We start from the raw sequence: 26,184 nt of genomic DNA on the forward strand, positions 1-26,184 counted from the left end.
GCCGGGAAAGCCGGCCTCGCTCGAGAGCTCCACCCATAGACCAAGGCTATGCCCACGCACTGAGTACGCATGGGCACTTCGTGTTATCGGAAGCCCGACTTCATTCCGAGCTCTCGGGGTTGTCGACGATGCGCCTTGCCCTAGCCGTCAGCCTGCGCAGGACTCGGCTCCTCCACGCGGGAGCGGTGAAGCGGCTGCCTGCGATCAGGAATGTCCTCCGCAGCCCCTCGATGATCGCGAACGCATGGCATTTTCTATCTGGGCGGCTCGTTGTATACGAGAGTCAGCCTGCAGGCTCCCAGTGTTGCGGCCTCATGTTCGATCACCAAAGTGACATTGTGCTTGTCGCTCGTCCACGAACGTATTTCACTGAACTCCGTCCCGGAGGGATTGTTCACCCACGCCACCCCGGTTTCCCGAGCCAGTGTCGTTGTAAACGCTTCGAACCCCGAGCCACACTGTCGTTCTGACAGCGCTTCTGATGAGGATAGGGCGACCGAGATCAGCTGATCGTTCTCGAGGTTGAACGTGGCGTTGAACTCCATCCCATCGAGGCTGAAAGGCTTCGTCGACACAACTCTTTCCTGGAGAAATGGAGGCAGCGTCTCCAAGGGAATTCCGAGTTCCTGAACGTGCCGTTGCGTTTGCTCCAGACTCATTCCGACTCGGGCACCCCTCCAAAGCATGGGCGCATCCTCGGATGAGACCATTGCTCGTGCAATACAGGATTGCACCTGATCTTCGTAGTCGAGCTTATCTACAGCTAAGGCAGCCGCTTCAAGCGTTGCATCGGTGCAGGCGCGTGAACGGGCGTTTGGTCCTTCGCATATCGAATCCGACTCCCGAAGACGCTGGGCATCCGCGTTGAGCGCCGCTTCGTAGATGGGATCGGTGCATCCTCTTGTACTTCCCTGTTCAGCGGCGCGTTGCGGGCCCGACCTACCGCTCTGCTCACTCTGGACGTCAGGTATCGGTTGATGGGCGCCCATTGCCAAAGAGACGAGGAGGACGGAGGCCCAGGGTAGTGACATGGCGTTCGATCTCGGACGTGGCCAGCAAGAAGGTACCCGAACGCCATGATGATGCGCACCCTCTTAGGCTGATTCAGCCCTGCTGACGGATGCGCGCTCCTGGCAAACCAGGACCAGCGTAAATTTCCGTTAACAATCGCAAATAGAAATGTATGGCGACCCCATTCTTGCAAACCATCCCGGTAAAGCCGTTGGCGTACCACACCGCGCTGGCGCGCGGCACCGACGTGGACAAGCCGCGCAACCTCGCCAAGTCGGTGACGGTGGAGTAATCAGTCGCCGGCGACGGGGTCGCCGGCCGACCATGCCTGCGCCTGCAGCCGGTCGAGCAGGGCGTTGACGCGTTCGCGCGCGGCGACGCCGTGCACCGGCAGGGCGAGGCTGTCGCCGGGGCGGGCGGCGGACAGGATCGCGCGCACGGCCTCGGTTTCGTCACGGCATTCGTCGATGGCGGCGTCGGCCACGCCGTGGCGCACCAGCGCGGCGCGCAGCACCCGGCCCACCTCGCCGCTTTCGCGTCCGCGCATATAGCCTTCCATGTCCTTGAGCACCACGTGGTCGGGGCGAAATGACGCGGCGGTGGCGGCGAGGTCGGCGATGGCCTCGTCGCTGCGGTCGCCGGCCTGGCCGAGCAGCAGGTGCAGGCGTCCGCCATCGCGGTGCGCCTGGCGGACCAGATCGAGAAACTGCGCCAGCCCATCGGGGTTGTGCGCGTAGTCGACGTACACCTGCACGCCGCCGCCGAGGACCCAGCGCTGAAGGCGGCCGGGGTTGTCGCGGTTGTCGCGGCCGAAGCGGGCGAGCACGGCGGCGATCGTCGCCGGGGCGATGCCCAGCCCGCTGGCGGCGAGCGCGGCGGCGGCGCAGTTCTGCACGTTGTGCGCGGCCAGGCCGCCGAGCGTCAGCGGCATGCCGGCGATCGCGCCCAGATCGTGGGCATGCGTGCCGTCGAACAGCCACAGGTGGCCCTCGCGCACGCCGCAGCTGCGACGGCCTTCGGCGCGCGCCTGGCGCAGCAGCGGATGGTCATCGCAGGTGGAGAACCAGGCCAGCGGCGCATCGACACGGGCGGCATGCCGGCGCAGCAATGCGTTGTCGGCGTTGAGCACGAGCATGCCGTCGGCGTCGATCGCGCGGGCGACGGTCAGCTTCACCTCGGCCAGGCCATCGAGGTCGTGGATGCCGTACTCGCCGAAGTGGTCGGGGCTGACGTTGGTGACCACGGCCACGTCGGCGCGTTCGACCGCCAGGCCGCGGCGCAGCATGCCGCCGCGCGCGGTCTCCAGGATCGCGGCCTGGGTGCGGCGATCGCGCAGCAGGCTGCGTGCGCCACCGGGGCCGGAGTAGTCGCCACCTTCGATCAGCGTGCCGTCCAGGTAGATGCCGTCGGTGCAGCTGTTGGCGGTGTGCCAGCCGTGTGCGATGGCGATCGCGGTGAGCAGGCGCACGGTGGTGGTCTTGCCGTTGGAACCGGTGACCAGGGCCAACGGGATCGCGTGCAACTCCTGCCACGGCACGTCATCGGGCGTCGGCAGCGCGGCGTTGTCCCAGGTGCGGCTGCCGCTGCCCAGGCCGATGGACAGTCGTTCGTCGTCGAGCAGCAGCGGCAGGCCGTGCGCATGCGCGGCCTCGCGCAGCGCGGGCAGTCGCGGCAGGCCTTCGGCCGCGGCGACGGCGCGCAGCAGGCGCAGGTCCGCGTCTTCGTCGACGAACGAGGCATATCCCGGCTGCAGCGCGGGTTCTCCGACGGATCTCCCGGCTGCGGCCAGGGCGGACAGCCACGCCCATTCGTCCACGTCGGCGGCGGCGTAGAGCATGTCGCCGGGTGCGGCGAAGGCGAGGCTGGCGCCGCTGGCGTGCTCGCGGACCATCACCGGGCCATCGGGCCAGCAAAGCGCGGCGCGCGCGCGCGCGATGCGCCGCTTCCAGTCTTCGATCAGCGCCGCGGGCACCGGCGCTCCGACCATCGTTTCCAGCACCGCGCCCGGTCCGGCGAAGTACAGGTTGGGCCCGGTCAGGCGGCGCAGGTCGTCGAACGGCAAGGGGACGGATTCACTCATGCGGCAGGTCGTGGGTGGAAAGCGCGATCAGGCGGTTGCGGATCGCCATCGCTCAATCGCTGTCCTCGTCATGGCGCGCGAACACCAGCCCGCGCTCCTCGCGGATCACGCCTTGCATCGCCGCCACCGCCGCTTCGTCGGCGCTGGGCGCCGGCGGCAGCGACGGCAACGCTGCCTGGCGGGTGCTGCGCGGCTCGGCGCCTTCGGGCGTGAACTTGGTGATCTGCTTCCACGAGCGGGCCAGGGCATCGGCGAACACCAGCACCAGGTCGCCGGGCCTGCCCATGCGCAGCGCGGCGTCGATGGCCTGCTGCTCGTCGGGGATCTGTTCGATCGCCGTCTCCGCCACGCCCGCCGCCTGCAGTGCGCGGGCGATGATCCGCGGCACTTCGTCGCCGTCGCGGCCGCGCAGGCTGTCGTCGCGCTTGACCACGTAGTGGTCGAAGCGACCCGCCACGGCACGGGCGATGTCCTGGATATCCTCGTCGCGGCGGTCGCCGGGGGCGGCCACCACCACGATCCGGCGTCCGGTCACCTCCAGGCGCTGGGCCAGGTCGGCCATCATGCCGACCGCATGTGCGTTGTGCGCGTAATCCATCACCACCTTGAACGGATGCTCGTCGTACACATTCATCCGGCCCGGCGCCTGGAAGAAGGTGGTGTCGAAGGTGCGCAGGCCATGGCGGATCGCGTCGAGCTTGATCCCCAGCGAGAACGCCATCGCGGCGGCGAACATCGCGTTCTGCACGTTGTGCAGCGCGCGGCCCTCCATCGTGGCGGGGATCAGGTGGGTCCACATCAGCGGGATGTGGCTGCCCTTGTCGTACAGCGTGACCATGTGGCCGTTGACGCCGGCCTCCAGCGCGCAGGCGCGGCCGCCGGCGCGGATGTGCTCGCGCACCAGCGCGTGCGACGGATTCATGGTGACGTAGCAGATCGTCTTCGCGTCGGTGTAGCCCGACATCTTCAACACGTTGACGTCGTCGGCGTTCAGCACCGCGCAGTCCTTGGCCACTTCGACCACGATGCGCTTGATCTCCGCCAGCTGTTCCAGCGTATCGATGCCCTTGAGTCCCAGGTGGTCGGCGGCGATGTTGAGCACCGCGCCCACGTCCACCTCCGGCACGCCCATGCCGGCGCGCAGCAGGCCGCCGCGCGCGGTTTCCAGCACCGCCAGGTCGATGTGCGGATCGGACAGCACCATCCGCGCCGACACCGGCCCGGTCATGTCGCCTTCCACCGTGCGCTGGCCGTCGATGTACACGCCGTCGGTGGTGGTCAGGCCCGGCGTGTAGCCGGCCATCTTGGTGATATGCGCCAGCATGCGCGCGGTGGTGGTCTTGCCATTGGTGCCGGTGACCGCGGCGATCGGCACCCGCGACGGCGTGCCCGGCGGGAACAGCATGTCGATCACCGGGCCGGCGGCGTCGCGCGGCGTGCCTTCGCTCGGCGCCACGTGCATGCGGAAGCCGGGCGCGGCGTTCACTTCGCAGATCGCGCCGCCGATGGTCTTGTAGCTCTCGGCGATGTTGGGGCTGATGAAATCCACGCCGCCCACGTCCAGGCCGATCGCGCGCACTGCACGCACCGCCATGTCGCGGTTGTCGGGGTGGATGATGTCGGTGACGTCGGTCGCGGTGCCGCCGGTGGACAGGTTGGCGGTGGAGCGCAGGAACACCACCTCGCCTTCCTTCGGCACCGCGTCGGCGGTGTAGCCGACGCGCTCCATCATCAGATTCGCCTCGCGGTCGAGCTCCAGGCGCGTCAGCACCTTCTCGTGGCCGACGCCGCGTCGCGGGTCCTGGTTCACGATCTCGACGAGTTCGGCGATGGTCCTGCGGCCATCGCCGACCACGTGGCCGGGCGTGCGTCGCGTCGCCGCGATCAGTTCGCCATTGACCACCAGCAGGCGGTGGTCCGCGCCCTCCTGGAAGGTTTCGACGATCACCGAGCGCGAGTGTTCGCGCGCGGCATCGAAGGCGGCGCGGATCTCGTCGTCGCCGCTGATGTCGATGGTGATGCCGCGGCCGTGATTGCCGTTGTAGGGTTTGAGCACCACCGGCCCGCCGAGCCGCTGCGCGGCCTTGATCGCTTCGGTCTGGCTGGTGACCAGGTGCTGGCGCGGCACCGGCAGGCCGAGCGAGCCGAGGATCTTGTTGGTCTCCTCCTTGTCGCTGGCCAGTTCGACCGAGATGTGGGGCGTTTTGCCGGTGACGGTGGCCTGGATGCGCTGCTGGTACTTGCCGTGGCCGAACTGGATCAGCGACTGGTTATTGAGCCGCAGCCACGGGATGCCGCGCGCCTCGGCCGCGCGCACCAGCGACGCCGTGGACGGGCCGAGCGCGCGCTTCTGCGCGTAACGGATGAAGTCGTCGCGCGCCTCTTCCCAGGCCCAATCCGCAGGCACGCTGCCGGCCGGGCGTATGCCTTCGGGCATCAGCGAACACAGCAGTTTCAGCGCCAGCTCGCCCGCGGCGATGCCTTCCTCGCGCTGGGCGTATTCGTAGACCACGGTGTAGACACCCGGGCGGCCGTCGACGCTGCGCGTCTTGCCGAAGGTGACGTCTTCGCCGGCGATGTTCTGCAGTTCGATCGCCACGTGTTCCAGCACGTGGCCCAACCAGGTGCCTTCGCCTTCGCGCATGCGGCGCAGGAAGCCGCCGGGCTCGCGGTAGGAGCAGCCGTGCTCGGCCAGACCGGGCACGGCGGTTGCCAGGCCGTCGATGAAGCCGGAGCCCAGGCGTGCGGTGGGCCACTGCTCCAGTTCGCCGAGATCCAGCAGCAGCCGGATCACCGGGAAGTGCGCATGCTGCGACGGGCCAACATAGACGGTGCGTTCGAGGATGCGCATGCAGGAGGTTCCCTTGTCGGATCAGGTCTTGCGGGTCGCCAGTCGGCCGGCCGAGGCCCGACGCGTATGCAGGTTGAAGGTGGCGCCGGCGATCAGGATATGCACGCCCAGGCCCAGCAGGCAGACGGGGTCGTCCTCGCCGGCCTGTGCCATCGAGGAGAACTGCAGGTCGTGGGCATCGACCACGGTGACCGCGCCGCTGCCTTCGACCTCCAGCGTGTCGTCGGGGGAGATGAAGGCGGCGGTGTCTTCGTCCAGGCCGATGCCGATCGCGAACGGGTTGTAGCCCAGCGCCGCGGTCAGGCGACCGAGGCGGTCGCGCTGGCGGAAATGCTGGTCGATCACGAAGCGGTTGGTCAGGCCCAGTCCGGGCGCCAGGTGCACGCTGCTGGCGCGCGGCGACGAACCCTCGGCACCGAAGGCGATCATGTGCTCGCTCAGGAATCCGGCGCCGGCGCTGGTGCCGGCCACGGTCACGCCCTGCGCATTGCGCAGGCGGATGCAGCGCGCCACCTGGGTGCCGCCGAGGATGGTGGACAGGCGCAACTGGTTGCCGCCGGTGAAGAAGATGCCGCTGGCCTCCGCCAGCCGCGCCAGCCGGCCTTCTTCCTGGCAATCGCGGCGGGTGTCGAAGTCCAGCACGTCGACCCGCGCCGCGCCCATGCCGCGGAACAATCCCTCGTAGCGGGTACCGGATTCCTTCAGGCGGCTCGCGGTCGGGATGACGACGATGTCGGCGTCCGCGCCACCGCTCAGTTCGACGAACCGCGCCAGGATGCGCGGGTTGGTTTCCTTGTCCTCTGCGCCGCCGATCGGGATGATCCAGCCGCGGTGTTCCCCGTTGACGGGCTTGCTTGGCATCGAGTGCTCCGGTATTTCAGGTGTCTTGCGATTCGAACGTACCACGCCGCAGCACCGCGCCATCGCGCAGGTGCGGGTGGCCGCCGGCGAACACGTCGGTCACCCCACCGGCGGCGTCCAGCGCCACCAGGTCGGCGTCGGCGCCCGCCGCAATGCGCCCCTTGCCAGGCAAGCGCAGCAGTTCGGCGACGTTGGACGTGAAGGCCGGCAGCGCGTCCTGCAGGGCGATGCCGCGGGCCAGCAGTTCGTGCAGGGTGTCGAGCAGCGCGCCGGAGTGGCCGACGTCCATGCTGCACACGCGGCCCTGCGCATCGAAGCAGGGCAGGCAGCCGCCGGCATCGGAGCTGATGGTGACGCGGTCGCGCGGGGCGCCGCTGTCGAGGTAGCGGACCAGCGCATCGGCCGCGCTCCACGCGTCCTCGCCCTCGTCCACCGGGAAGGCGGTGATGTCGATGCTGCAGCCGCGCCGGGCCAGCTCGATGGCTTCGTCGAACAGCGCCTTGCGCCGGTTGACGTGGGTCGGGTTGAACACCCGCGGCGGCAGCTCGCTCTGGTCGAGCGCGCGCCGCACCAGGTCCAGGCCGCGCGGGCCGTCGCCCAGATGCAGATGGACGATGCCGGCCTTGCCGGTCATCAGCCCGGCCACGTGCGCTTCGGAGGCGATCCGCAGCAATTCGTCCAGCGTCGGCTGGCTGGAGCGGTGGTCGCTGATCGCCAGCTCGCCCACCCCGACCAGGCAGTCGATGAAGACCAGGTCCGTGCGCACGCTGCCGGTCAGCGTGGCGGGCGGCAGGTGGTAACCGCCGGCGTATCCCCACGCCGACAGCCCTTCCTCGCGCAGCGCGTTGACCTGCGCCACCAGTTCGCGCGTGCCGCGGGCGACATCGTCGGTGCCCAGCAGGCCGACCACCGAGGTCACGCCGCTGCGGGTATAGCGCGACAGCGCCGGCGCCGGCACGCGGCTGGCGAAGCCGGCCTCGCCACCGCCGCCGGTAACGTGCACGTGGCCGTCGACCAGGCCCGGCAGCAGCAGGCGGCCACCCAAGTCCAGCACCTCGGCACCGAAGGCGGCGGGCAGGTCGGGCGCATCGGTGCCGATCCACAGCACCTTGCCGCCGCCGAGCAGCAGGTCGCGGCGTCCCAGGGATTCTGGCGCGTACACATCCGCGTTGCGGATCAGCGTGGTCGTCATCACCTGTCGACCGTCCCGTTGGCGTTGTCGCTCATCTCTCTTCGATCCGCTGCAATTCCGACGCGGTCGTCCGCGCGGCTGGCCAGTCTAACCGGGCGTGAGCACGTTGGCAGCGCGGAACGGATAGCACACCCGCATCCGGGTCGAAGGGATCGGCGGCAACGTCATGTGAGATGAAGTGGCGTGCCGCTGCGCAATAGCGTCGACAGGCGCAGGATGCCGCATCCACCGATGCCGGCATCGACCACTGGAAGACACGCGCGGTCGATCTTCGCCTTCCGCGCGTCGCCGCCGCGCTACGCCGTGGCGTTGCCCGCCGTCGGCAGCGCCAGCCGCTTCTCGAGGTCTTCCCGCATGTCGACCAGCTCGGTGGAGAGTTGCCTGCGCTTGGCCATGCCTTCGCGGTGGATCTCGCGGACTTCCTCGACCGTGCGGATCAGGGTCTCGTTGACGGTGCGGAGCGTCTCGATGTCGATCACCGAGCGCTGGTTGGCGCGCGCGGTGCCCACGGCGGTGGAATGCACCAGCTCGGCGTTCTTGCGCATCAGTTCGTTGCTGGCGTCGTCGATGGCATTCGCCAGTTCGACCGCGTTGCGCTGGTCGGCCAGCGACAGCTGGATGGCGAACTGGTTGCGCCACATCGGGATCGTGATGTCGCGCACCGCGCTGAACTTCTCGATCAGCTGGATCGCGTTGGCCTGGATCAGCCGGATCATCGGCAGCGTCTGGTCCGCCGCGTGCTGCAGCACCTGCAGGTCCGACACGCGCTTGTCGATCAGGCGCAGCGCGGTGTCGAGCGCGACGCGGCGTGTCCGCGATTCGGGATCCTCCCGGCCGGACAGCGAGGCCAGTTCCGCTTCCAGCTCGGCGATGCGGACGCGGCCGGCGGCCACGTGCACGCCCAGTTCGCGGCGCTCGTCCAGCACGATGTCGTGCATCTGGTCGTACTCGCGCACGCGCTGCTGCTGGATCTGTTGGGTCTTGCCGACATCGGCCATCAGCTGGTCGATCTGGCGGTTGGTCGAGCTGTAGCGCTGCACCAGGTCATCCTTGGTGGCGCGCAGCTTGTCGATCAGCGGGCCGAGGATCGGCAGCTTGGAGCGGCCGTGGAAGGACTCCAGGTTCAGTGAGCGCGCGATGCGCACGACGTCGCCCAGCTTGTCGCCGCTGCTGTCGAGGTCGGCGTTGCGCACCTTGTCCAGCAGCTGGGTGCTGAAGGCGCTGGTCTTGGTGGTGGCCTCGCGGCCATAGGTGTGCAGGTTGCCGGGGGCGATGTCCTGCAGTGCCTTGGTCGCCTCCTGGATGCGCGGGATGTCAGCGCTCTCCAGCCCCAGGTCGGTCAGCAGCTGCGGCGACAGCGCGGCGGGGACCAGCGTCTGTTCGGGATTCGTCGTCGTCATGGGGCCTCCTGGGGTTGGGTTCGCTGCGCGGGCGTCGCCTGTGAGGCGGACGGTACGGGCAGGTGTTCGATGTGGGCTTCCAGCTCATCTATCGTCCGCATGGCGGAGGATAGCTGCATTCCATGCCCCTTACCGGCGGCGACACCGTGCTGCTGGTCCAGCAGCACGGACAATCGCGGCAGCTGCTGCGCGTGCCGCTCGGCGATGGCGAGCGCGTTGGCGGCCACGAGATCCAGCTGGCTGGCGGTGATCTCGTAGGCACTTCGCAGCGTGACGAGGTGCGCGAGGCGCGACGTTCCGGCAGACGTGCCTTCGTCTGTGGCAGCCTGCCGGCGCGCGAGGCCATCGATCTCCTGCTGTAGCCGCGCACAGGCGTCGCGCAGCCGTTGCGCATGCCCGGAGAGTGTCGCGTGCTGGCGATGCAGTCGCTCTGCCTCGAAGCCGGCCTGCCGCAACAGGATGCCGCTGCGTTCGCGCAGCGAGCGCGCTTCCGCGGCGAGGCGGATGTCGCGGCCGATCAGGCGACCCCAGAAGCCGACGCTGCGACGCAGTGCGCGCGGGTCGGCCGAGAGCAGCACGGTGCGTAGGTCGTGCAGCGTCGCCTGCAGGTCGCACGCACCGGTTTGCGTCAACGCACGGATGGCTGCGGCATGGTCGGCCAGGCCTGGTGTGTCGGCGTCCTCGGGAGGCAGGTTCACCTCGGCAGGTCTCCCTCGCCGTCGTCCTGCGTCGACGGCGACACGTCCAGCGTCGGCGTCGGCCGCTCTTCCTTGAATGCAAGGCTCGCGATCACCTGGTCGAACTCCGCCTCGCGCGGGGAACGCGGCTTGGCCTTGCGCGTGCCCGCGGACGCGGGCGCCGTCGCATTGCTGCGCATCGCCTGCGCCAGCGCGACGAGCGCCGCGTTGAGCTGGTCCTGGCGCGCCATCGTCTGCTGCAGGGCGTCCAGCACCGGCGCGGTATCGATCGCCGGTGCGGGCGTGGGCGCAGGCGCAGCGACCGGTTCCGGCGCGCGCAGCGACTGCAAGGCGGACAGCAGTGCTTCCCATGGCGCAGGCGGCGGCGCTTCGACCGGCGCCGGTTCGCCCAGGCGCTGCAGGCCGACCGCGATGTCGGCCAGCTGCGCGACGACCCGGCCGCCGACATCGGCGTCCTCCGCGCCCATCGCCTTGTTGCGCAGGAAGTCGGCCTTGATCTGCTGCCAGCGCGCCAGTTCGTCGCCGGCCAGCGTGCCGCGCAGTTCGCCCAGTTTCAGCAGGTTCTCTTCCGCACCGGTGGTCAGCAGCTGCGCCTCGCCCAGGTAGTGGTCGGATATGAGTTGCTGCAGCTCGGCGGCGTTCATCACCGGCGAGATCTTCTCCGCCAGCTTGTTCATGTTGCGGTAGCTGCCCTGCAGGCGGAACGGCGGCTCCACCCGGTACTTGTCGGCTTGCGCGGCGCTGGCGATGTACTGCTGGTTGACGCGGTAGACCACGTCGCGCACGGTCAGCAGGCGCTGCAGCACGGCGACGATCTCGCCGATCTCCGCACCGCTGTAGGCGTGCGACAGCTGGTTGGTGCTGACGTCCTTGCCGCGTGCCTTGTCGACCAGCAGGTACAGGTCGGGCATGTCGCGGGTCGCGAGCGGCGCCAGCACCGGATTCGAGGTCAGGCAGTTCTCCACGTAGCTCAGCAGGAACGCGTCCTCCATGCCGCCCAGCACGTCGCCCAGGTTGTAGATGTCGGCGCGGTTGGCCAGCATGTCCGGGATCTTGAAGACCTCGCCGGATTCCGTGTACGGGTTGCCCGCCATCACCACCGCGAACTTGCGCCCGCGCATGTCGTAGGTCTTGGTCTTGCCGCGCCAGACGCCCTCGATGCGGCGCGTGCCGTCGCACAGCGAGATGAACTTCTGCAGGAACTCGGGATGCGTGTGCTGGATGTCGTCCAGGTACAGCATCACGTTGTTGCCCATCTCCAGCGCCAGGTTGAGCTTCTCCAGTTCCTGCCGCGACGTCGCGTCCGGCGCCTGCGCGGGATCCAGCGAGCGCACCTCGTGGCCAAGCGCAGGACCGTTGATCTTCATGAAGACCAGGCCGAGCCGATGCCCCACGTATTCCATCAGCGTGGTCTTGCCGTAGCCGGGCGGCGAAATCATCATCAGCAGGCCCATCAGGTCGCTGCGCTTGTTCTCGCCGACGGTGCCCATCTGCTTGGCGAGGTTGTCGCCGATGACGGGCAGGTAGACGTCGTTGATCAGCTTGTTGCGCACGAACGAGCTCAGCGGCCGCGCCTTGAACTCCGACAGGCGCATCGCCGCGCGCTCCCGCTGCGCGACCTCGCCGCGCAGCGCCTGGTAGCGCTGCCATGCCGGCACGAAGTGCTCGCGATGCGCGGTGAAGCGCGCCGGCAGGTCGTCGACGGCCAACGGGAGCCGTCCCTCGCGGATGCGTGCGTGCTCGCCGAGCAATCCTTCGACGGTCGTCATCAGCGTCACGTGTTCGATGACGTGCGTCAGCTGCGCGCCGTGGCGGAACAGCGTGATCGCTTCCGGCACGTACGCGGCCAGGTGGGCCTGGTCGGGCAGTGCGGTCAGCGCGTCCAGCGCCTGCCGCAGCAGCGACCAGGCCGCCGCCGGACGTCCGTCCAGCCGTTGCAGCGCGCTGGCCAGCACGCTGCCGCCAGCCTTGTCGGAAAGGCGCGCCCGGAACGCGGCCACCAGCGAGTCGGCGTAGTGGGTGAAGCGGAACGTGGGCGTCGCGCTGGTGACGGTGTCCGCCAGGAACGCCGCGGCGGCCGATGCGTCCGTGGTGGCGAAGGGCAGTGCATCGCGTTGCACCCAATCGATGATCGCCGTCGCCAGTTCATCGCGCAGCGTCTGCAGCGCGCGGCCTGCGGGCGACATCGCATCGATCGCGCGGGCTGCCCGGATCCGGTCGATCGTCTCCTGCGGCACCGCGTCGCCGCGGCACCACCAGGCCACCGCCAGCGCACGCGCGTCGGGCGCGTACTGCAGTGTGCCGGCGGCCTGCCGCAGCGGCAGGAAGGCGCGCAGGATCGCGACGGCGTCGTGGTCGTGGATGCCCTTTTCGTAACCCTCGCGATAACGCGGCGCGGCGTAGTCGCGCACGATGCGGTCCAGCGCTTCCGGATCGGCGAGCGCATGGTCGAGCTGGTGCGCCGTCAGGCCGCCTTCGCTCGCCAGCGCATCCTGAAGCAGCCGGCAGGCGAGGTACTCGCCGCGGTACAGCGTGGGCGACTCGGATTCGAGGGTGACGTCCCAGTAGGCGCGCAGCGCGTCCAGCGCCGGTTCCTGCAGCGGCTCCAGGTAATCGGTGCCGGTCAGGTGCACGGCCAGCGTGTCGCCGCGCGGGATCAGGGTCAGGTCCAGCGGCTGCGTGTTGACGCTGAAACGGTGGCGCGGCCCCAGCTTGATGACGTTGCCGGCGTCCTCGAACAGGTCGCTGCGGTCGCGCAATCCGCGCACGGCCTGGTCGCGGGCGCCCTTGATGCGCGCCTCGATATCGTCGGCCTTCACCGAGTCCTTCAGCTCGCGCAGGCGGCCCGCCAGCTCGCGCAGCTTCAATACCAGCGCATCGCCGGCGAAGAAGGCGTTGAGTTCGTCCGGCGTGGTGAAGCGCTCGGTGCGCCGACCGAGCCCTTCCAGGATGCGGTTGGCGGCTTCCTGTACCGACTGCGCTTTGCGCTGGCGGTCGTCCAGCAACGCCTGCTTGTGCGCCTCGAACGCCTCCAGCATCTCTTCGCGCTTGGAGAGGATGTCGCCGAGGAACTGCTCGTGTTCGCCGAACTGGCTTTCCAGTTCCTCCAGCTGCACCATCAGGCGCGACAGCTGCTCGTCGGCGCGCTCCGGCGTGGTCGCCATCGCCAGCGCGTTGCTGACCGCCTGGCCGAACAGGGTGAACTGCGCGCCGAACTGCGCCACCGCTTCGGCCGAGCCCAGCTCGCGACGGCGCTGGGTGGCGCGCGCGCGGATCTGGTTGAGCTTCGAATAGATCGCCGACAGCGCATCGACCACGCGGGTGCGCTGGGTGGCGTCGTCGACCTTCAGCGTCGCCATCAGCTCGGACAGCATGTCAAGCTCGCCCGCCATGCCCTGCATGGCCTCGATGGCCTCGGCCAGTTCGCGCGCGCTGGCGGCCTTCTGTGCGCGCGCATCCAGCTCGACCAAGCGCTGCTGGAACGGCGCCAATGCCTTCTCGCCGGCCAGGAACTGCCCGGTCGCGGTGCCGACGCGCTCATGCGCGTCCTGCAGCGCCGCCGTCATCGCATCGATGGCGGCGGTGTCGATGTAGCGGTAGTCGCGGATGGTCAGCAGATGGCCGCGCAGGCGCGAGACCGCGCCCAGCGCCTCGACGAACTCGCCGATGCCGTTCCATCCCTCCGGCTGCAGGCGGCCGAGCAGCGCGCGATGGTCGCGCTGTGCCTGCGCCATCGAGGTCTCGGACTGGCGCCGGATCTCCTGCACCTTCTCGTACTCGTCCAGCACCGACTCGCCGGTGCCGGCGATCTCGTGCAGCAGCGTGGCCAGGCCTTCGCACTGCGCGTCGTCGATCCAGTGGTGCAGGTCGAACAGCCGGCGCGTGCCGTGCGTCAGCAGCTGGTAGCGCTGCGCCGACACATCGCCGCGCTCGATCTCGCGGGCCAGGTCGAACAGGTTCGACACGGCGCGCACCAGTTCGGCATTGCCGAGCTTGGCCATGAACGAAGTGCCGGCCGGTCGCGCCGCGGCGAACTCGTCGGAACTGAAGGGCGTCTGCCACACCTGCATCGGATGCACGCGGGTGGGATCGTCGTTCTCGGCGCGGAACAGCACCATGCGGCCGTCGTGCAGGCGCGCATACCCGTGCGCGAGCACGGGCGGCTGCAGGCGGCGTTGCACCAAGTTGTAGACCAGTAGCGCGGCCTGGCCAGTCTCGCGCTCGTAGAACACGTACATCACGTCTTCGCCGTTCGGCGAGCGGATCGTGCGCTTGTACTGCATGTCCTGCACGGCGGCATCGAAGGCCTTGTGTTCGCCGTTCTGCAGGTAGTAGCCGCCGGGGAAGATGATGCCGTGGTCTTCGGGCAGCTGGATGCAGGCCTGCACGATGGCGTCGAGGCGCGTCACCTTGCCGGTCTGGGTGTTGTAGACCAGGCCGCGCCACGCGCTCTCGCGGTACGGCAGTACCTTCAGCAGGATCAGCGAGCCGACGCGTGCGAACTCGATCTGCGCATCGTCCAGCGACTGCGTGCGGTCCTCGACCGGCTCGCTGTAGACGCCGGCGCCGGTCTCGGTGTTGTTCTCCACCTTCAGCGTCAGGTCGCCGCCGATGGTCTCGACGAACAGCGTGTCGAGGATGTTCAGGTGCGGATGGCGGCCGCTGACTTCCATGTCCTTGGTCGCGCGCGTCCATTCGAAGTCGAACGGCGGCGGCAGCACGATGTCGCGCTCGCCGCGGGCGTCGAGGTAGTTGACCTCGCCCTCGGAGGTTAGCGTCCAGCGGAACACGCGCACGTCGGTGTTCTTCAGGCCGATCTGGAACGCCATCAGCAGGCGGCCGTCGCGGACGATCAGCTGCAGCAGCCGCGCGTCCTTGTAGTAGCTGTACAGCTCGCTGAAGTCGCGCTGGAACGCCCCGTCCCCGAGGAAGCTCGCGGCGATGTCGACAGGCGCCACGTCGTAGCCTTCGCCGGCCTCCACCAGGCGGTAGATGCCGAACACGTCGGCGACCGAGGTGGTCGCCTTCAGGCCCATGTAGACGTTGAAGCCGAACAGCAGCAGGTCGCCGACCTGCACGATGTCGCGCCCGACCGAGTTGTGCTCGGTGCGGATGCGCAGGCGGCCGATGGCTTCCATCCGGCTGTCGCCGAATTCCTGCAGGCGGCGCGCGTTGAGCGCTTCCACGACGGTGCGCAACCGTGCGCCCTGTTCGTCGAGGCGGCGGCGCAGCACGTCGTAGGCGCCGCCCTGGGCGACGGCCTGGTCGACCTGCGTGTCGGTGGAAGGGACGTCGGTGTTCGGTGTATCGGACATCGGACCTCATCCTCGCCCATCCTGGGCGGTCGATGCGGAAATCGGGGCCGGCGGCACGTGCCGCCGGCCCGGCTAGGCACGCTGGCTCAGGCGTCGGTCGCTTCGGCCTGGCGGCCGGCCACCGGCAGGCCGGAGCCCGCCAGGCGGCCGAGCAGCTGCGCCGCGATCGGGCTCTCGCCGACGATGCCTTCCAGCGCCTTGCCCAGCGACACGCCCTTGGTCAGCGCATTGAATACGCCGCCGTCGCCGCCGATCAGCTCGATGTTGGCGTTCTTCAGCGCGCTGGCCAGCACTTCGGCGTTCTCGCGCGAGATCGCCTTGCCCGCGTCGATCGACGCCAGCAGCTGACGCAGCTGGGTTTCCAGCAGCATGCGGAACTCCTCGTGGCTGCGCGCATCCGGGCTCATCTTGCCCATCGCGTCGAACTTCGAGGTCAGGCCTTCGGCCTCGGCGGACATCTTCTTGGCGATGTTGCTGGCCTCGGCATCACCCATCGCCTGGCTGGCGCTGGCGTTGGCCGCACCCAGCTTCTGCGCGCCCTCGGCTTCGGCGCTCAGGCGTTCCGTCAGCACGCGCGCATCGGCGTTGCCCTGCTTGTAGGTCGCATCGGCCTTGGCTTCCAGCACGCGGGCCTCGGCCAGGCCGGTCTTCTCCATCGCCACGGCGTTGGCTTCCTGCACCTGCGCCTCGGCCAGGCCGGGCGCGGCGCTCTCGGCGCGCACGCCGTCGGCCATCACGCGCTTGGCTTCGGCCTGCTTGCCGGCGGCCTGCAGTTCGGCGTCGGCCAGCACGGTCAGCTCGATCGCGCGGTGACGTGCGGCCTGCTCGGCGGCTTCGGCGGCCTTGACGTCCTTGACCAGGGTTTCCTGCGCGGCGGCTTCGGCGGCCAGGATGGTCACCTGCTTGGCGCGGTCGGCTTCGGCGACCTCGCGGGTTTCCTTGATCTTCTCTTCGGCTACCGCGACCGTCTGTTCGATCTGGGTGCGCTCGCGCACGACGTTCGCCACTTCCATGCGGCCCTGCTCGACGACCTTGTCGCGGTCGACCTGCTGCATCTGCACTTCCTTGTCGGTGTTCACGCGCTCCAGCTGTTCGGCGCGGGCCACGCGCTCGAGTTCGATGGCGACGGCGCGACGGCGGTTCTGCTCGGCCACTTCGACCTGGCGCAGCTGTTCCTGCTCGCGGATCTTGATCTGCTCCTCGGTTTCCAGGCGCGCGCGCTCGGACACCTGGCGCTGCTCCTCGATCACCTTGGCAGTCTCGGCGGCTTCGCGTGCACGCACGGTCTCGACCTCGCGATGCTGGCGCGCTTCCGCCTCGGCCTGCTGGCGTTCCAGCGCGAGCAGGGCTTCGCGGGCTTCGGTGTTCTTCTTGGTGATCGCCAGCTTCTCGTTCTGCTCAAGCTCGTTGGTCTGCACGTTCTGGCGCGCGGTCAGCTCGGTGATCTTGCGGATGCCTTCGGCGTCCAGGATGTTGCTGGGGTCGAGCAGGTGCTTGGGCGTCTGCTCCAGGTAGTCGATGGCGACGTCTTCCAGCACGTAGCCGTTGAGGTCCTGGCCGATGACGGCGACGATCTCGTCGCGGAATTCCTGGCGCTTGTCGAACAGCTCGGTGAAGTCGAACTTCTTGCCGACAGTCTTCAGCGCCTCGGAGAACTTGGCGTTGAACAGCTCGTCCACAGCGTGCTTGTCGGACGCGCGGTCGGCGCCGATCGCCTTGGCCACGCGCAGCACGTCGGCCGGCGTCTCGTTGACGCGCAGGTAGAACGCCACCGCGATGTCGGCGCGCATGTTGTCCTTGCAGACCAGGCCTTCCTTGCCGCGGCGGTCCACCTGGAGGGTGATCAGGCTGATCTTCATCAGCTCGGCCTTGTACAGCACCGGGATGATCAGCGCGCCAGTGAAATGCACCTTGGGGCTCGAACTCATGTCGTTGACGATGAGGGCCGTGCCCTGTTCGACCTTCTTGTAGAAGGCCTTGAAGATGCCGATGAAGCCGAACAGCAGCACCACCGCAACCACGACAATGGTGAGGACGAAAATCAGGTTGGTGGTATCCATGGCGAAACTCCTTGAGGATGTGGCGGATGCTTACTGCTGGTCGAATTCGGTTTTCGAGATGATGCGGAATGCGTTGGCGGCGTCCAGGTGCTCGATCAGGACGACCTGGTCGCCGCGCTGGAAATTCTGGTCGGGCAGGGCACGAACCTGGAGGATCAGTCCGGCGCCGCCGTCATCGAAATGGGCGCGGCCGTTCCTTTCGTCGACGATCGGCGAAATGACCCGGCCGGTGCGTCCGAGGACGGAAGGCGGAATCGGCGGACGCAGGCGCGCGATCAGCTTCGCCAACGGTCGCAGCGTTATCGATGTCGCCAGCACGCCCGGAATCAGGGCGGCGACGGCAACGCCGACGCCGGCGAGGCTCCTCAGCGCATCCGGCACGAGGGGCAGCAGATAGCGCTGCGCCAGGAAGCAGATGATCCACCCGAACAGGGCGAGTATCGTCAGCACCAGCGTCAACGGGATGCCGGACAGGCCGATCTTCGCGAGCATGCCGGCCACGAAGGAAGGCTCGATGCTGTCGCCATCGCTGCCCAGCCAGCCATCCACCGTGTCGAGGTCGAACAGGCCGGTGGCGGCGAGCATCCAGTAGATGACGCAGACGGTGAGCAGGACACCATAAGCGACGGTCGGAAACGTCAGGATGATGGTGAGGAACTCGTTCAAGCGACCCCCTTGATTAGCGCTTGCGCGCGGACGACGTGATGCGCTTGCGGGCGCGGTCCAGCACGGCCTGTGCGGGATCGGCCTCGGCTTTCCTGTTCGTGCCCTGGCTTGCGGCGCTGCTCCCCTGTGCCGGCGCGCGACCTTGCTTCATGCGTGCGGCGGACGCGAACGCCGGTTCCGGATACAGCGCGTCGCCGGGCTGGCGCCGTGCCACCGTCGCCTGGGCGCGCTGCAGGCTGGTGGACGCACGCAGGATGTCCAGCTGGTGCTTGAGCCGGCGCAGGCGGCCTTCGAGTTGCTCGACCACGTGCGCGAACTGGCGCTCCTGGGTCGCGAGATCCTGGCCTTCCTCCATCCGCCGGCTGCGCTCGGCCTGCTGGCGCACCACGTCGTCCGCGGCCGCACGCGCCTGCGTCGCGCGGCCCTGCCGCAGTGCGGCTTCGACCTTGGCCTCGATCTCGCCGATGCGGGCGGTCAGCGCGGCCTGGTGCTGGTCGTTGGCGACGCGGCGCGCCTTCGCCGCCGCATGTTCGCCGCGCGCGCCGTGCAGGGCGTCGTCGATGGCACGGATCTCCTCGTCGAGCAGGCGCTCGGCGCGGTCGCCCATCACGGCGCCGGCCAGTCCTTCCATGCCTTCCTGGATCCGCTTGAACAGCGTCTTCAGCGAGTCGGGCATCAGGCCTTCCTCCGCGTCGCCGTCCGCAGGAACGGGCGGTAGGCCTCGGTGGCGCTGATGACGTTCTCCGCCAGCGTCTCGATCTCGAACATGACGTTGGCCAGGCTGGAATGCGTGTCGAGCGCGCCGAACATGGTGTAGCCGGCGACCCCGCCGATGCGCTGCATGCCGATGGTCGACAGCGGCAGCAGCACGTGCGTGCTGAGCACGTGCGCGTTGAACGCGGCCGCGTCGGTCACGTCTTCCACCGGCCACAGGTAGGCCTCGACCAGGATCTGTTCGCCCCCCACGGCGAGGAACACCGACAGGTCGCCGTACTCGTGCATCACCAGATGCAGGCTGGGCTCCGCGCCCTCGATGGTTTCCAGGCTGATCAGGCCGTCGCGCACGGTGCTGGCCTGCTGCAGGGCGTGGCGGATGGCCGCGACGGTCCAGCCGGCTTCGGTGGCCTGCGTCGGCAGGTAGGGGATGCCGGCCTCGCGTTCGGATTCCCGCATCGACTTCTCGATGGCGGCCAGCTCCTCGGCGTACTCGGGCCGGATCCAGACGTCCTTCTTGACCAGGCCCTGCTCGCGCATCCGCTCGCGGTAGTTGCGAACGTGCAGCGTAGAGGCCTTGAGCGCGGGACGGGGGGCTGTCATGAAAGCGAACGTAGTGATTACATGTAATGTTGTCAAGCGGCGCTGCCGCACGGCATGACCGACGGGTGACGGCTGTCGCCGGCCTGTAACAGGCCTTGGGCAGAATGCGTCCTGCAACGAGGCACCTCTCTCCTCCCGCGTTGCACCGGAGCCCGGTGAAAGCCGGGCTTCGTGCTGTCCGGGCCACGCGATGTCCGTGGCATGCTGGTCGACATGAGGATGCCGACATGCCGCTCCACTACCTGCTCCCGCTGCTGATGGCCGTCGCGCCGCTGCCGCCCGCCATGGCGGGCGAAACGCCGGCCACGCCGCTGGTCATCGCCCATCGCGGCGCCAGCGCGCTCCTGCCGGAGCACACGCTGGCCGCGTACGCGCGTGCGATCGCCGACGGCGCGGACTACATCGAGCCGGACTTGGTCGCCACGCGCGACGGCGTGCTGGTGGCGCGCCACGAGAACGAGATCGGCGGTACGACCGACGTCGCGCAGCGGCCCGAGTTCGCCGCGCGCAAGCGCACGCAAGTGATCGATGGCGAAACCTTCGAAGGCTGGTTCACCGAAGACTTTACCCTGGCCGAACTGAAAACGCTGCGCGCCCGCGAGCGTCTGCCGGAACTGCGTGGGAGCGCGCACGATGGCCGGTACGGGATCGCGACGCTCGACGAGATCATCGCGCTGGCCTCGGAGCAGGCGACACGCACCGGCCGCACCATCGGCCTGATTCCGGAGATCAAGCATCCCAGCCACTTCCAGCGCATCGGCCTGCCGATGGAAGAGCGCCTGCTGGAAACGCTGGCGGCGCATGCCTACACGCGCGAAGCGCCGGTGGTGATCCAGTCGTTCGAGCAGGCCAACCTGCGCGTGCTGCGCGAACGCCTCGGTGCAGCACATCCGAACATCCGCCTGTTGCAGTTGCTGGGCCCGCCGGACGCGCAGCCGGGCGACGCGCTGGCTGCGGGGCAGCCGACGCGCTATGCCGACCTGATGACGCCTGCGGGACTGCAGGACATCGCGGGCTACGCCGCGATCATCGGGCCGTGGACGCGCCTGCTGATCCCCGTCGAGGCGGGCGGCAGCTTGGGCGCAGCGACCTCACTGGCGAAGGATGCACGCGCGGCAGGCCTGCAGGTGTGGCCGTACACCTTCCGGCCGGAGAACCATTTCCTGCCGAAGGCGCTGCGGGAAGGCGACGATCCGCGCACGCGCAGCGACGCCGGATCGGTCGCCGAGATCCGCACCTATCTCGCGTTGGAGATCGGCGGCTTCTTCACCGACGATCCGGCGCTGGGGCGTCGCGCGGTCGACGCCCGCTGAGTCGCTTACGCCCGGCCGAACACCAGGCTGGCGTTGGTGCCGCCGAAACCGAAGCTGTTCGACATCACCGTGTCGAGCGTCGCATCGCGGCTCGCCTGCACGATGGGGAAGGCCGCCGCGCCTTCGTCCAGCGTCTCGATGTTGGCGGAGCCGGCGATGAAGCCGTCGCGCATCATCAGCAGGCAGTAGATCGCCTCGTGCACGCTGGCGGCGCCCAGCGAGTGGCCCGACAGCGCCTTGGTGGACGAGATCGGCGGCAAATTTTCGCCCAGTGCATTGCGGATCGCATCGAGCTCGATCACGTCGCCCAGCGGCGTCGAGGTGCCATGCGTGTTGAGGTAGTCGAGCGGCCGGGTGACGCCTTCCAGCGCCATCTGCATGCAGCGCACCGCGCCTTCGCCGGACGGCGCGACCATGTCGGCGCCGTCGGAGGTCACGCCGTAGCCCAGCAGCTCGGCATGGATGCGTGCGCCGCGCTTCACCGCGTGGTCGTAGTCCTCCAGCACCAGCATGCCGCCACCGCCGGCGATGACGAAGCCATCGCGGTCGGCATCGTAAGGACGCGACGCGTGCGTCGGGTCGTCGTTGCGCTTGCTCGACAGTGCGCCCATGGCGTCGAACATCATCGTCAGCGCCCAGTGCAGCTCTTCACCACCGCCGGCGAACACGATGTCCTGGCGGCCGGCACGGATCAGGTCCGCCGCGGCGCCGATGCAGTGCGCCGACGTCGCGCAGGCCGCCGAGATGGAGTAGCTGACGCCCTTGATCTTGAACGCGGTCGCGAGCGTGGCCGACACCGTCGAGCACATCGTGCGCGGCACCATGTACGGGCCGACCTTGCGGATGCCGCGTGCACGCAGCAGGTCGGCGGCTTCGATCTGCCATTCCGCCGAGCCGCCACCGGAACCGGCGATCAGTCCCGTGCGCGGCTGGCTGACCAGCGCTTCGTCGAGGCCGGCATCGGCGATGGCATCGCGCAGCGCGATGTGCGCGAACGCGGCGGCGTCGCCCATGAAGCGCTTCTGCTTGCGGTCGATCTGCGCGTCGAGGTCGATCTCCGGCTCACCGCCCACGTGGCTGCGGAAGCCGAGTTCGGCGTACTGCGGAATGTGGCGGATGCCCGAGCGGCCTTCGCGCAGCGCGGCCGACACGGTGTCCGCGTCGTTGCCCAAGCACGTGGTGATGCCGAGGCCGGTGATGACGACGCGACGCATCAGAAGTTCTCCGTCGAGGTGAACAAGCCCACGCGCAGGTCGCGCGCGGTGTATATCTCGCGGCCGTCGACCAGCATGCGGCCGTCGGCCACCGCCAGCACCAGCTTGCGGTTGATCACGCGGCTGATGTCGATCTCGTAGCTGACGCGCTTCGCCGTTGGCAACACCTGGCCGGTGAACTTCACCTCGCCCGACCCGAGCGCTCGGCCGCGACCGGGCGCGCCGATCCAGGTCAGAAAGAAGCCGGTCAACTGCCACATCGCATCCAGGCCCAGGCAGCCCGGCATCACCGGATCGCCGAGGAAGTGGCACTGGAAGAACCACAGGTCCGGATGGATATCGAGTTCGGCACGCACCATGCCCTTGCCGTGCGCGCCGCCGTCCTCGCGGATCTCGGTGATGCGGTCGAACATCAGCATCGGGTCGTTGGGCAGGCGGCCGCTGTCGGGGCCGAACAGTTCGCCGCGTGCGCTGGCCAGCAGCTGTTCGCGCGTGAAGGAAGCAGGGGTGTTCATTGCGAGGTCCGTTTTGCGAGGCGCAAATAATGCACACATGTGCATACGCTTGTCTTGACGCAAATCAACCCGGTTTTTCCATACGCCTGCGTACCATCGGCGCGACGCAATTGCGGCAAGGGTTTCGCGCGTCCTGTCCGCGACTCCACACGCAGCCGTATCGTTCGCATCCGCATCCATGCGATCGCGTACGGCGGCCGATATCATCGCGTGATGCGCAAGATCATCCACATCGACATGGACGCCTTCTACGCGTCGGTGGAGCAGCGCGACGATCCGTCGCTGCGCGGACGGCCGGTGGTGGTGGCGTGGCGCGGCGAGCGCTCGGTGGTATGCGCGGCGTCGTACGAGGCGCGCGTCTTCGGCGTGCGCTCGGCGATGCCGGCGGTGCGCGCGGAGCGGCTGTGCCCGCAGGCGGTGTTCGTGCCGCCGGACTTCACGCGCTACAAGGCGGTGTCGCGGCAGGTGCGCGAGATCTTCCTGCGGCATACCGACCTGGTCGAGCCGCTGTCGCTGGACGAGGCCTATCTCGATGTCACCGCGCCAAAATCCGACCTGCCGACGGCCACCGCCGTGGCCGAGACGATACGCGCGCAGATACGCGAAGAGACGCAGCTCACGGCATCGGCGGGCGTGGCGCCCAACAAGTTCCTCGCCAAGATCGCGTCCGACTGGCGCAAGCCGGACGGACAGTTCGTACTGCGTCCGCACCAGGTCGAGGCGTTCCTGACGCCGCTGCCGGTCGAGCGCATTCCCGGCGTCGGCAAGGTGATGCAGGGCAGGCTCAATGCCGACGGCATCCGCACGGTGGGTGATCTACGCGCGTACTCGCAGCATGAGCTGGAGACGCGCTACGGCAGCTTCGGCGGCGGGCTGTACCGGCGTGCGCGCGGCATCGACGAGCGGCCGGTGGAACCGGACCAGCCGGTGCAGTCGATCTCGTCCGAGGACACGTTCGCCACCGACCTGCTGTTGTCCGAGCTCGAACCGCACATCCTGCGCATCGCCGAAAAGGCGTGGACCGCCAGCCGCAAGACCGAACGCGTCGGCCGCACCGTGGTGCTGAAACTGAAGACCGCGCAGTTCCGCATCCTGACGCGCAGCTTCACGCCGGAATCGCCGCCGGCCTCCGCGCAGGAGTTCATCGATATCGCGCTGGCCCTGCGCGAGCGTGTGGATCTGCCGGCTATGACGCGATATCGCCTGGTCGGCGTGGGGCTTTCGGGGTTCCGCGATCGCGAAGACAGCGTCGTGCAGGCGGGCCTGTTCGACCCGCAAGAGGCCTAGGCGCTGCTCAGGCGGCGCGCCAATCGAAGGCGAGGTCTTCGTTGCGCTCGAAGCGGCGCAGGTGCGAGGCGATCACGCCCTGCAGGCGCTCGCGTGGCTCAACGTCCGGCTGGTGCAGCGTGATGACGAGCGCATCGCCGTCCACGGCGAAGTCGGCGGGGCCGAGATCGCCGAACGGAATGCGGGCGTGGTGGTCGTCGGGCCGGTCGATCTCGAACGTGTGCCGCCACTGGTTGCACAGCGTGCGCAGCAGTCTGGCGGGATCGGACGGGAGGACGGTGACGGAGGACGTGGGAGTCATCGACGGATCGCAACAGGGGGAGTGCTCCTGTTTACGTCCGGGCATGCAGGTCGACAAGGCCGGCAACGGAACAGTCCATTGCCGGCCTCCGGTTCAACGCGCGGCTCAGTCGCGCGCGCTGTAGCGCAGGCTCAGGCCGTACTCGCGGCCGGGCTGGTTGTACCAGGCGATCGTTTCGTACTCGCGGTCGAACACGTTGCTGGCGCGCGCCTGCAGCGACCATTCGTCGGTAATCGCGTACTCCAGGCGCAGGTCCAGCGTGCCGTAACCGGCCAGGCGGACGCTGTTGGCGGCGTTGTCGTAGCGGTGGCTGGCGCCGTAGCCGGTCACGCCGATGCGGAAGTCGCCGAACGCGCGGTCCACGTCGAGGCGCGCCGTGTTGCGTGCGCGGCGTGCCAGCAGGTTGTCGTAGTTCGCGCCGGCGGTGTGGTTTCGCGGGTCGGTGTGGCTGATCTGCGCGGCGATGTCGAAGCCGGCCAGCGTCACCGCGCCGGTCAGTTCGAGGCCGCGGATGCGCGCTTCGTCGGTGTTCGCCGGCAACCAGTTGCTGTCCAGCGCGATCAGGTCCTCGATGCGCGTCTCGTAGACGTTGACGCCCCAGTTCCACGCATCGCCGTACTGCGACAGCCCGATGTCGAGGGTCTTGGAGCGCTCGGGTTCCAGCAGCGCATTGCCGGAGAACGGGTAGTACAGGTCGTTGAAGGTCGGCGCCTTGAAGCCGGTGCCGGCATTGACCGTCAGCTTGAAGCCGCCGCCGAAGCCGAGGCCCCAGCCCAGGTTGCCGGTGACGTGGTCGCCGAACTGGTCGTTGTCGTCGTTGCGCAGGCTGGCCTGCACCTGCTGCGCGCCGAAGCGGCCCTGGTACTCGATGAACACGCCGGTGTTGTCGCGGCTGTCCACGGGCACGCCGATGGTGTCGTTGACGAAGTCGACGCTGCTGGTGACCTCGTCGCGCTGCCAGTCGGCGCCGGCGCTCAGCAAGTGCTGCTCGCCAAACGCGAAGTCACCCTGCAGCGACGCCGTATCGCGGCGGGTGTCGAACGTGCTGACGTCCTCGCGGGCGGCGCCCGTGCCGTCGTTGAAGTAGTTGTGCGACTTGTCCGACGCGCGACCGACCTGCGCGGTCAGCGTGGTGGCGGCGGACGGCTTCCAGGTCAGCTTGCTGCCCAGCACCTGCTGCACGTTGTCGGCTTCGTTGCCGCCGTAGATGCTGCCGTCGAACTCGTTGAAGGCGTCGGCGTTCAGTGCGTGGCCTTCCAGGGTCAACGCATCGGTCAGCTTGTAGCCGGCGCGGACATTAAGGGAGACGTTGCGGTAGCCGTCGTCATCGGGCTCGTCGGTGAAGCAACCCTGGAACAGCGTGCCCGACCCGCGGCAGGCGTTGATGCCGTCGGTTTCCTGGTACGCCGCATTGGCGCCGATCCAGCCACGCTCGCCGCCGTAGGCGAAGCCACCGCTGGCTTCGCGCAGGTTGTTGCTGCCGCCACCGATGCGCAGTTCGCGCGACAGGCCCTGGGTGCCGCGGCGGGTGAAGATCTGGATGACGCCACCGATCGCTTCCGAGCCGTACAGGCTGGAGCGCGGACCGCGCACGATCTCGATGCGTTCGATCTGGTCGACCGGCAGGTCCTGGAACGACGCCAGGCCGGCGGTCGCCGAGCCGATGCGGATGCCGTCGACCAGCACCAGCACATGGTCGGACTCGGTGCCGCGGATGTTGATCGTGCTCAGCTTGCCCAGGCCGCCCTGGTTGGTGAAGCCGATGCCGGCGCGGCCCTTCAGCAGATCGACGAGCGAGCGCGACTGGCTGCGCTCGATCTCCTCGCGAGTGATGAGCTGGGTCGGCGCCAGGCTGTCCTGCAGCGCGACGTCGGTGCGCGTGCCGGTGACAACGACTTCGTCCAGGTCGGTGGCGTCCTGCGCCTGCGCGGCGAACGGCAGCGCCAGCGCGACCGCGGCGGCCAGAAGGGAAAGGGAATGACGGCTGTGCATCGGATTCAACTCCATCGCGCGCCCCGCGCGCATTGTTCGGCGTGGAGTTGCGACGACGGAGAGGGAACGTTGCGGACAGCGCAGCAGGCGAACGGCGGCGCGGCACGCCGC

18 protein-coding genes are annotated in these 26,184 nt (G+C 68.6%); 2 read left to right on the forward strand and 16 right to left on the reverse strand.

Annotated features, from left to right (window positions below):
* Positions 1 to 254: 254 nt before the first annotated feature.
* From AC04MD_RS06190 to AC04MD_RS06245, 12 genes are all read right to left on the reverse strand, one after another.
* Positions 255 to 659: a hypothetical protein gene (locus AC04MD_RS06190; RefSeq protein WP_475496426.1), complete on the reverse strand. Its 405-nt coding sequence runs from the start codon at positions 657 to 659 to the stop codon at positions 255 to 257.
* 644 nt (positions 660 to 1,303) lie between these two features.
* Positions 1,304 to 3,091, reverse strand: coding sequence for a Mur ligase family protein (locus AC04MD_RS06195; protein WP_475496427.1), 1,788 nt, complete (start codon positions 3,089 to 3,091; stop codon positions 1,304 to 1,306).
* Positions 3,092 to 3,143: 52 nt separating this feature from the next.
* A complete protein-coding gene (cphA, locus tag AC04MD_RS06200) occupies positions 3,144 to 5,942 on the reverse strand; it encodes a cyanophycin synthetase (RefSeq protein WP_475496428.1) in 2,799 nt (932 codons plus the stop codon).
* A gap of 21 nt (positions 5,943 to 5,963) precedes the next feature.
* On the reverse strand, positions 5,964 to 6,803 hold the full coding sequence (locus AC04MD_RS06205; RefSeq protein ID WP_475496429.1) for a cyanophycinase: 840 nt from the start codon (positions 6,801 to 6,803) through the stop codon (positions 5,964 to 5,966).
* A 16-nt stretch (positions 6,804 to 6,819) separates the two neighbouring features.
* Complete coding sequence (gene iadA / locus AC04MD_RS06210) at positions 6,820 to 7,995, reverse strand: beta-aspartyl-peptidase (RefSeq protein WP_475496430.1); 1,176 nt, start codon at positions 7,993 to 7,995, stop codon at positions 6,820 to 6,822.
* A 296-nt stretch (positions 7,996 to 8,291) separates the two neighbouring features.
* Positions 8,292 to 9,395, reverse strand: coding sequence for a toxic anion resistance protein (locus AC04MD_RS06215; RefSeq protein WP_475496431.1), 1,104 nt, complete (start codon positions 9,393 to 9,395; stop codon positions 8,292 to 8,294).
* Entirely contained in the window at positions 9,392 to 10,093 is a 702-nt protein-coding gene (locus tag AC04MD_RS06220) for a hypothetical protein (protein WP_475496432.1), read from the reverse strand. The genes AC04MD_RS06215 and AC04MD_RS06220 overlap by 4 nt, the downstream gene beginning before the upstream one ends.
* On the reverse strand, positions 10,090 to 15,408 hold the full coding sequence (locus AC04MD_RS06225) for a DNA repair ATPase (protein WP_475496433.1): 5,319 nt from the start codon (positions 15,406 to 15,408) through the stop codon (positions 10,090 to 10,092). The genes AC04MD_RS06220 and AC04MD_RS06225 overlap by 4 nt, the downstream gene beginning before the upstream one ends.
* Before the next feature lie 86 nt (positions 15,409 to 15,494).
* Positions 15,495 to 17,468, reverse strand: a complete 1,974-nt coding sequence (locus AC04MD_RS06230; protein WP_475496434.1) for a hypothetical protein — start codon at positions 17,466 to 17,468, stop codon at positions 15,495 to 15,497.
* Positions 17,469 to 17,498: 30 nt separating this feature from the next.
* A complete protein-coding gene (locus AC04MD_RS06235; protein WP_475496435.1) occupies positions 17,499 to 18,134 on the reverse strand; it encodes a hypothetical protein in 636 nt (211 codons plus the stop codon).
* A gap of 13 nt (positions 18,135 to 18,147) precedes the next feature.
* The gene (locus AC04MD_RS06240; protein WP_475496436.1) at positions 18,148 to 18,810 is read right to left on the reverse strand and encodes a PspA/IM30 family protein; all 663 of its coding nucleotides are present in this window, start codon (positions 18,808 to 18,810) and stop codon (positions 18,148 to 18,150) included.
* The gene (locus AC04MD_RS06245; RefSeq protein WP_475496437.1) at positions 18,810 to 19,451 is read right to left on the reverse strand and encodes a YjfI family protein; all 642 of its coding nucleotides are present in this window, start codon (positions 19,449 to 19,451) and stop codon (positions 18,810 to 18,812) included. The genes AC04MD_RS06240 and AC04MD_RS06245 overlap by 1 nt, the downstream gene beginning before the upstream one ends.
* 227 nt (positions 19,452 to 19,678) lie before the next feature.
* On the opposite strand from AC04MD_RS06245, the gene AC04MD_RS06250 reads away from it, so the two are divergent.
* The gene (locus AC04MD_RS06250; protein ID WP_475496438.1) at positions 19,679 to 20,764 is read left to right on the forward strand and encodes a glycerophosphodiester phosphodiesterase; all 1,086 of its coding nucleotides are present in this window, start codon (positions 19,679 to 19,681) and stop codon (positions 20,762 to 20,764) included.
* 5 nt (positions 20,765 to 20,769) lie between these two features.
* Here the strand turns inward: AC04MD_RS06250 and fabB are convergent, their stop codons facing one another.
* Together fabB and fabA are read right to left on the reverse strand one after the other, a co-directional pair.
* Positions 20,770 to 21,978, reverse strand: coding sequence for a beta-ketoacyl-ACP synthase I (gene fabB / locus AC04MD_RS06255; protein WP_475496439.1), 1,209 nt, complete (start codon positions 21,976 to 21,978; stop codon positions 20,770 to 20,772).
* Entirely contained in the window at positions 21,978 to 22,493 is a 516-nt protein-coding gene (fabA, locus tag AC04MD_RS06260) for a 3-hydroxyacyl-[acyl-carrier-protein] dehydratase FabA (RefSeq protein ID WP_475496440.1), read from the reverse strand. Before fabA ends, fabB begins: the two co-directional genes overlap by 1 nt.
* A 213-nt stretch (positions 22,494 to 22,706) precedes the next feature.
* Here fabA and dinB point away from each other — a divergent pair, with 213 nt between their 5' ends.
* Positions 22,707 to 23,780: a DNA polymerase IV gene (gene dinB / locus AC04MD_RS06265; RefSeq protein ID WP_475496963.1), complete on the forward strand. Its 1,074-nt coding sequence runs from the start codon at positions 22,707 to 22,709 to the stop codon at positions 23,778 to 23,780.
* A gap of 7 nt (positions 23,781 to 23,787) precedes the next feature.
* Here dinB and AC04MD_RS06270 read toward each other — a convergent pair whose 3' ends face one another.
* Both AC04MD_RS06270 and btuB read right to left on the reverse strand, forming a co-directional pair.
* A complete protein-coding gene (locus AC04MD_RS06270) occupies positions 23,788 to 24,081 on the reverse strand; it encodes a DUF2218 domain-containing protein (protein ID WP_475496441.1) in 294 nt (97 codons plus the stop codon).
* Positions 24,082 to 24,186: 105 nt separating this feature from the next.
* Positions 24,187 to 26,073 carry a TonB-dependent vitamin B12 receptor gene (gene btuB, locus AC04MD_RS06275; RefSeq protein WP_475496442.1) on the reverse strand — a complete coding sequence of 629 codons (1,887 nt, stop codon included), beginning with the start codon at positions 26,071 to 26,073 and terminating at the stop codon, positions 24,187 to 24,189.
* Positions 26,074 to 26,184: the final 111 nt, after the last annotated feature.

This window comes from Pseudoxanthomonas sp. LjRoot206 (genome assembly GCF_056175725.1).